We start from the raw sequence: 7,663 nt of genomic DNA, 5'->3' as shown, positions 1-7,663 counted from the left end.
ACGTCTCTATTGGTTTTTAAGGTATACCGTTTTTATGGTTTTAATTTTTAGAACCCTTCTTTACATAAAAACACAATATTTTCATCAATCAATACTGCATTGAAGTAACTATTATTCAACATTTTATAAATTTATTGAATCTTGAATATAATAACTATCAATTATTCAGGAGGTCTCTTATTTTGTTTATAACAGTTTTTTTACAAGACACTCAGTAGTTACAAATTTTTTTAAAGATATTTTTTTATTTGTGTATTATGTACTCATACAATAAAATCTTCATTGATACTATTCTCAAACTATACTATGCACACTATTGCCGATTTGAAGAAAGGAGAGGGGGGAAAGATAATTGGTTTTCTCAAAAAAGAGAGACAAAATACATTATTGGAACTTGGTTTTATTCCAGGTGCTCTTGTGAATGTAACACTTATAGCCCCCTTAGGAGACCCGATATGTATTGAAATAGAAGGGTATACAATATCTATTAGAAAAGAAGATGCTCACAATATACTTATAGAACCATTATAGAAAATAATACCGATGGCACATAATCAAAGAGTAAAAATAGCGTTGGTGGGCAATCCTAACTCGGGGAAGACATCCCTTTTCAACCATCTCACGGGCTTACATCAAAAAGTAGGGAACTTCCCAGGAATAACTACTGAAAAAAAAACAGGAATCTGCACATTATCTGATAAACACACAGCTATTATAATAGATCTTCCAGGTACTTACAGCATGTATCCTAATACAATAGATGAAGAAATAGTAACCGAAATACTACTCTCACCTCATTCTCAAGATTATCCGGATAAGTTAGTAGTAGTAATAGATGCTTCCAATATAAAAAGAAATTTTTTTCTTTTGAGTCAGATGTATGATCTTAACTTTCCTATCATAGTAGCCCTCAATATGCTAGACGAAGCAGATGAAAAAGGCATACTTGTAGAAACAGCAAAGTTAGAAAGTTACTTACAAGTTCCTGTAGTATGTATAAATGCAAGATTAGGAAAAGGATTAGAGGAAATGAAAAAAAAATTGATAGCCCTTCCTCCAAAAAAAGAACAGTATTTTTGGGAGACAAGGACTTTATGGGAGGGTGCCTTAGAGAGAATAAAATCAGAATATCCAAATACTTTTTTATCCCATTATCATATACTTCAATTGATTCACCATCCTTCTCTCTTACAAAAACAGAGCAATGAAATACAAACATCTCTCCAACAAGTTATAAAAAAATATACTATCAATACCGAAGAGCTGCGAGAAACAGAAACTTTAGAGCGGTATAAAAAGATAGAACAACTGCTCAATAGGGTTGTAAAAAAAGAAGAATCAAAGAGCTCTATCCGCTCTTCCAAGAGTTTTTGGTTAGATAAGATATTAACCCATACAATATGGGGGTATTTGATTTTTTTTATAGTATTATTTTTGATATTTCAATCTTTATTTGCATGGTCAGAGCCTCTTATGAATCTCATAGACAATGGTTTTTCGTACGTCAATGGATATTTAGAAAAAACACTACCAAATAGTGATATAACCCGTCTATTCACAGAGGGAATTATACCCGGAATCACAGGGATAGTTATTTTTATTCCGCAAATAATGTTTCTATTTGGATTCATTGTCCTATTAGAAGAAACGGGATACATGGCAAGGGTAGTGTTTTTGATGGATAAGATAATGAAACAATTTGGAATGAGTGGCAGAAGCATAGTTCCTCTGATATCGGGAGTTGCTTGTGCCATTCCCGCCATTATGTCTACTCGCAATATAGAAAGCACGAAAGAACGTATTATTACTATTATAGTAACTCCCCTGATGAGTTGTTCTGCGAGATTACCTGTGTATACGGTTTTGATAGGATTGGCAGTCCCTCATCAGACCTTGTTCGGGTTCTTCAATATGAGAGGGATTGTCCTTATGGGAATGTATTTATTGGGGTTTGTATTTGCATTACTTTCGGGTTTATTGATGAAAATAGTTCTCAAGACGAGAGAAAAAGGAGTATTTATAATGGAATTTCCTCATTACAGGATTCCCTTTTTTAAGAATGTTTTGTATACTATTTTTGAAAAAGTAAAGACATTTATATTAGAAGCGGGGAAAATAATACTTGCAGTATCTATTATTTTATGGATTTTGGCATCTTATAGCCCTGATGACTTAGGAAAAATAGAAACAGAGATAAGAGAAAAGAATCCACATCTTTCTGAAGAAGTATTACAAACAAAAATAGCGGCATATACATTAGAACATTCGTACGCAGGCTACTTAGGGAAGACAATAGAACCTCTCATTAAACCAATAGGATATGATTGGAAAATAGGCATAGCACTCATAACATCTTTTGCCGCACGTGAGGTTTTTGTAGGAACTATTTCTACTATCTACCACGTAGGAAATGTAGAACAAGAATACAGCACTATTCAGAAAAGATTAGCAAACGAAGTAAATCATGTTTCGGGAGAAAAAGTATTTACTCGGGCTACCTGTTTCTCTCTTTTAGTGTTTTATGCATTTGCGATGCAGTGTATGAGTACTCTCGCCATTGTCTATAAAGAAACGAATGGATGGAAATGGCCCTTGATACAATTATTGTATATGACCCTGCTTGCATATATATCTGCATTTATTACCTTTCAAATATTCTCTTAAGATTAATCAAAAAAATACCAAGAAGCTCCAAAATCAAAACTACCGCGTTGTCCAGGATACCCAGGAACTAAAAAATATCCGTTATCCGTTATTTGATTTATATGTGTGTATTTTACAAAAATACGGAAGTTTTGAATTTTTATATTTGCAAATATATCCATAGTCCAATATTCTTTTAATAAGAAAGTGTTTTGAATATAAAACTGCTGAAGAACGGGATTATAACTATTTCCATAATAAGCAGATTGGTAATGAATATTTACCCCCGCTTGCAACTGCATATATTTTTTAAACATCAAAAATTCAGTGTATACTTTTCCATTTATGAACCAAGTAGGCACGGGAAAAATATCTACATCTTTTCCCGTCACTAAGGTGTAAAGGGTCGTATTTTCTATAAAAAAAATGTTTTTTAAATTCCATTTTATGTCTACTATAGGTGAGATTATGAGCTGACTTTGGTTGCTTTGGTAAGGATTTAAATCCCTTCCATAGTATATTTGTTGCCCTAAGCGGGTTATTTTTATTTGCGGGATAATTTCTGTTTTGAGAAATTGTATGTGTATTTTTCCGCCTATTTCTTCTGCGAATGAGGGAGAAAAATTATTTTCCCATTGAAAATTATTGCCTTTGTAGTTTTGAGCAATCAAAGAAGGGCTGTAACGCACACTTTTAAAATAGACATTCAAAAAAAACAAAGACATGGATGCAGATATATTATAAAGACCATTCAAAGAAAGTTCTCCCCTTCCCTCCAAATCCCATCTTTTGAGTATTTTTGTAGTCAATCTTCCTCCTAGGTAGGTTTCGTAGTAGTAAGCATTGGGGTTATTCACGGGAGAAAAATACATAATTCTTTGCTTCAAAAAGGCATAGTATTTTATAAATCGTATATCACCCAATGCCCCTACTTCGTAGTTCCATTCCTCAAAGGTGTTTATTTCATCTGTTGTATCTTGAGAGATGATACTTTGGGGGTATATATTTTTTCCTGATACATCAAGGGAGTTTTGGTTATTATTGCTTACTGTATAATCTCTGTAATGATTTACTTCTATGAGACGATTTATGACACAATAGGGCTGAAAGGAATTTGCAAGTTTGTATTTTTGAAAGGCGTGGTATTGTATTTTTCTTTGATAATTTTTCACGCCCGAGAGGCGTATTGGAGCACTTCGGTATTGGAATAAATCTAATGCACTTGCGGTATCGGGAGCATTGACTCCCCCTGTTTCATTGACATCATTTTGAAATCGGAGTATATAAAAAAGCAGGTGATACTTATTGTTTTTGGAAAGAAAAGAGGTATGTATATCAAAAATATTTACTTTTGAGTTTTCATCGCCTTCAGATCTTATTGCTCCAATTTGTTTGTCGGTTGCTATTCTGTAAAAATCTGCTCCGAAGTTCCATCCTTGTGTTTTATTTATGGCATATTGAATATCTACTACTTGCCTGCCTTGGCTTCCGTTTGCCCAATATGCTTTTATATAAGGGGATCGGGTATTATAGAAGGGGAATATATCTGTGCTTTTGTAATAGAGTTCGTAATTATCAAAGCCGCTTCGTAATCCTATTTTTTGAGGGGTTTCAAAAAAGATGGAATGTGCTGCTGTTCCATTTGCTCCCAAATCTACCCAAAAATTTTGTTTCTTATCAATTTTTGTAAATCTCTCAAAAGACACTAAGGTAGTATCTATTGCGGAGACACTGTCTTTCAATAATTTTATATCTTCTTCGTAAAAAAGAGAGGTAGTTTTTGCTCCATATGTAGTCCTGATAGTGTCATCTAATAAGTTTTGTCCTATCGCTTGTTGCAAAGAATGCATAAAAAAAAATAGGAGAGAAGAGGTATATAATAGAGAACGATGGTACTGTTTTCTATTCATAAACAGGATTAGAATAAATATTGGTTCTTTTTTTGAAAGGTATCTGCCACTTCGGTTAACAGGGAGAGATTGCTTCCGTATGTTTCTTTCAGTTTTTCGTTATTAAAGATAGTTTCGGTACTTCCACTTGCTACCAATCGGAGGTTAAGCATTACGAGCCATTCAAAATATTTGGTAACGGAGTTGAGGTCGTGATGCACTACGATAATGGTTTTTCCTTCGGCTGTCATCTTTTTGAGGAGGTCAATAATAGAGCTTTCTGTGGTAGCGTCTACTGCTGCGAATGGTTCATCTAAAAGATATATATCTGCTTGTTGAGAGATGGCTCTTGCAAGGAATACCCTCTGCTGTTGCCCGCCTGAAAGTTCGGATATATGTCTTTTTTTTAAATTTTGTATATCTAAAAGTTTCAAGCTTTGCTCTACAATATCTTTATCTTTGCTGGTAGGTCTTTTGAAAAGACCTAATTTTCCATATCTTCCCATCATGACTACATCAAAGACAGAAGCGGGAAAATCCCAATCTACGGACCCTCTTTGGGGAACATAGCTTATTTTTTGACGTACTTCGGAGAGGGGTTTTCCCCAAAAATCTATTTTTCCACTGTGTATAGAGATAACTCCCATAAGTGCTTTCATAAGAGTGGACTTCCCCGCTCCATTGGGACCTATTATTCCTATGAGCATTCCTGAGGGTAGTTCCATATCTATATTCCATAAAACGGGTGTTTTATTATAGCTGACGGTTAAGTTTTTGACGCTTATGATGGTGTTTTGTATGTTCATATATGTTGGGGTTTATCCTACGCTTCCTTCTAAGGAGATGGCAAGTAATTTTTGAGCTTCTACCGCAAATTCCATTGGGAGTTGGTTCATAACTTCTTTTGCAAATCCGTTTACAATAAGAGCTACAGCGTCTTCGTTATTTATTCCACGTTGATTGCAGTAAAATATTTGGTCTTCTCCAATTTTAGAAGTAGTCGCTTCGTGTTCTACTATGGATGTGTTATTTTCTACGTCTATATAAGGAAAGGTATGCGCTCCACACATATCACTCAGTAAAAGTGAATCGCATTGTGAAAAATTTCGAGATTTTTCTGCGCGTTTCATTATTTTTACTTGTCCTCGGTAGCTATTTTGGCTTCTGCCTCCCGATATGCCTTTGGCAACTATTCTCGACCTTGTATTTTTTCCTATGTGGATCATCTTTGTTCCTGTATCTGCTTGCTGCAAATTATTTGTTACCGCTACAGAGTAAAATTCTCCTACAGAATTATCACCTTTTAGGATACAGCTGGGATATTTCCAAGTAATAGCTGAGCCTGTTTCTACTTGTGTCCATGATATTTTTGAATTATCTCCCGCACAAAGTCCTCTTTTCGTTACAAAGTTATAAATGCCTCCTTTTCCTTCTTTATTACCAGGATACCAATTTTGGACAGTGGAGTATTTTACTTCGGCATTTTTTGCGGCGTATATTTCTACGACTGCGGCATGGAGTTGATTTTCATCACGCATCGGTGCAGTACATCCTTCTAAATAACTTACATAAGAACGCTCATCTGCTATAATAAGGGTTCGTTCAAACTGCCCTGTTTTGCTCGCATTTATGCGAAAATAAGTAGATAGTTCCATAGGGCAACGGACTCCTTTGGGAATATAACAAAAAGACCCATCAGAAAAAACCGCAGCATTGAGGGCTGAAAAATAATTATCATTGGTAGGAACTACTGAACCTAAATATTTTTTTATTAATTCGGGATGTTCTTGCACTGCTTCGCTGAAGGAACAAAAAATAATACCTAACTCTGCTAATGTTTTTTTAAAGGTGGTAGCGACCGAAACACTATCTAATACTGCATCTACGGCTATACCTCCTTCTACACCTGCTAGCCTCTTCTGTTCTCCTAAAGATATACCTAATTTTTCAAAGGTTTCTCTGAGTTCAGGGTCTATTTCATCTAAGCTTTTAAGTTCTTTTTTGGGTTTGGGAGCAGAATAATAAATCATATCTTGATAGTTTATTGGCGGGTATGTTATATTTTGCCAATGTGGTTCTTTGAGTGTCAGCCAATGAGAATACGCATGCAATCTCCATTCTAACATCCACTGTGGTTCTTTTTTTTTTTCAGAAATGAATCGTATCGTTTCCTCAGTGAGACCGAGAGGGGCTGATTCCGATTCTATATCAGAATAAAAACCATATTTATAATCTGACTGTGATATTTCTTCTAAAATTGCATTGGAATTTTCTTTGCTCATATAGTTTCGGTTGTTTAAAATGAGGGTTTATACGTCTTTTCCCACTCTTGGTAATTGAGGGTTTTGTATTTATTTGTTCCAAAATATTTAATAACAGAATCAAATGCCCGTGGCTCTTGATACCCTGGAAGTAAGGTTAATATTTGTTGATTTTCATCCATAAATACCCCCATCGGATAGCTAAGCTCTCCATTAGTAAGGGATGATGCAAGCTCATGGTATCCTCTCCTTCCTTGGGATATATATTTAAAAGTATACCCGTTAAACTTTACATCCTCTGTTTGCTCTGCATTAAACTTTATGGCATAATAGTTTTGATTCATATATTTTGATATTTCGGGATGAGAAAAGGTATTTTTATCCATGACCTTACACCATCCACACCAATCGGTATACAAATCTATGAATATTTTTTTAGGTTTTATTTTATTTGCCGCCATTGCGTCTTCAAATGTCATCCAACGGATATTTTTATCTTCTGTGGTATTTGCTCCTGTAAAAACAAATAGAGTACTTACAAAGATTGTTAATAATTGAGAAGCTTTTTTCATTTTTTTCATTTTTTAATATGATAGATACATTAATACATAATAATTATCAATATAATTTTTTTTTAGTAATGTTGCTTATTTGTATGGTGGAGTATAAAAATTGATTGTTTATAGTGGAATAAAATAAAAAAAAAAGAGCGTCTCATCAACGCTCTCTCTTTTTTTTATTGTAATAATGAGGGCAGAAATTTTTTTGTAAAGACAGAGACAAGCCCTGTCCCTACGATTCTAATCACTAATAACTACTCTTTTATTATCTTCTCTGATTTCAATACCTCTCCTTTTTCTCCATAGAGGA

6 protein-coding genes are annotated in these 7,663 nt (G+C 34.4%); 2 read left to right on the top strand and 4 right to left on the bottom strand.

Annotated elements, in window-relative coordinates; all coding sequences use genetic code 11:
• The first annotated feature begins 306 nt into the window (after positions 1 to 306).
• Together QM536_08815 and feoB are read left to right on the top strand one after the other, a co-directional pair.
• A complete protein-coding gene (locus QM536_08815) occupies positions 307 to 531 on the top strand; it encodes a FeoA family protein (GenBank protein ID MDI9357107.1) in 225 nt (74 codons plus the stop codon).
• Positions 532 to 543: 12 nt separating this feature from the next.
• Entirely contained in the window at positions 544 to 2,664 is a 2,121-nt protein-coding gene (gene feoB / locus QM536_08810; GenBank protein ID MDI9357106.1) for a ferrous iron transport protein B, read from the top strand.
• 2 nt (positions 2,665 to 2,666) lie between these two features.
• Here feoB and QM536_08805 read toward each other — a convergent pair whose 3' ends face one another.
• The 4 genes from QM536_08805 to QM536_08790 are packed head-to-tail and all read right to left on the bottom strand — an operon-like array spanning position 2,667 to position 7,374.
• On the bottom strand, positions 2,667 to 4,553 hold the full coding sequence (locus QM536_08805) for a hypothetical protein (protein ID MDI9357105.1): 1,887 nt from the start codon (positions 4,551 to 4,553) through the stop codon (positions 2,667 to 2,669).
• Positions 4,554 to 4,561: 8 nt separating this feature from the next.
• Positions 4,562 to 5,338, bottom strand: coding sequence for a metal ABC transporter ATP-binding protein (locus QM536_08800; protein ID MDI9357104.1), 777 nt, complete (start codon positions 5,336 to 5,338; stop codon positions 4,562 to 4,564).
• Between the two features lie 12 nt (positions 5,339 to 5,350).
• Positions 5,351 to 6,814 (bottom strand): Fe-S cluster assembly protein SufB, encoded by a 1,464-nt coding sequence (gene sufB / locus QM536_08795; GenBank protein ID MDI9357103.1) that lies wholly within the window; start codon positions 6,812 to 6,814, stop codon positions 5,351 to 5,353.
• Positions 6,815 to 6,828: 14 nt separating this feature from the next.
• Entirely contained in the window at positions 6,829 to 7,374 is a 546-nt protein-coding gene (locus tag QM536_08790; GenBank protein MDI9357102.1) for a DUF255 domain-containing protein, read from the bottom strand.
• Positions 7,375 to 7,663: the final 289 nt, after the last annotated feature.

This window comes from Chitinophagaceae bacterium (assembly GCA_030053935.1).
Classification (GTDB): Bacteria; Bacteroidota; Bacteroidia; order Cytophagales; family JASGCU01; genus JASGCU01.
This window is presented reverse-complemented; position numbering and strand designations above follow the sequence as displayed.